Genomic DNA, 565 nt, shown 5'->3' with positions numbered 1-565 from the left:
TTAAAGTTGAGTACATCATCGGCAGTAATGGTTACCTGTCCGCCAGCCCCGATTATCCTAGTGATATCTTTAGTCACTACAATAGGGGCGATGTTATCAGTAACGGTTATGGTAGCGGTAGCAGTAGCGCTGTTGCCATTGGTATCAGTAACAGTAAGTGTTACAGTCTGCTCACCCAGGTCACCACAACCGAAGGTGTCTCTGTCCAGGGTGATAGAAGCGATACCACAGTTATCAGAAGATCCATTGTCTATTTGAGAGGTAGTAATGCTAGCCACCCCATCCTGATCTAAGAATACTTCAAGGTTTTGAGCGATGGCAGTAGGAGCGATGTTGTCGACTACGGTAATGGTAGCAGTAGCAGAAGCTGTATTGCCACTCGGGTCAGTGCCAGTAAGTGTTACGGTATGCTGCCCTACATCACTACAATCAAAGGCGAACCTGTCAAGGCTTAGCGTAAGGTTACAGTTATCAGAAGAGCCATTGTCAACATCTTCTACAGTGATAGCTGCAAGGCCATCATTGTCAAGAGCAAGTGTAAGGTTCTGCGCTACTACAGTAGGAG

At 46.5% G+C, this 565-nt stretch carries 1 pseudogene; it reads right to left on the bottom strand.

The window, feature by feature from the left end:
- Positions 1–565 (bottom strand): annotated as a pseudogene (locus J4E76_RS20750) (hypothetical protein); the annotation flags it as partial.

Origin of the sequence: Roseivirga sp. E12, assembly GCF_017592825.1 — a bacterium.
Taxonomy (GTDB): Bacteria; Bacteroidota; Bacteroidia; order Cytophagales; family Cyclobacteriaceae; genus Roseivirga.
The sequence above is the reverse complement of the archived record's forward strand: the minus strand, read 5'-3'. Positions and strand labels throughout refer to the sequence as shown.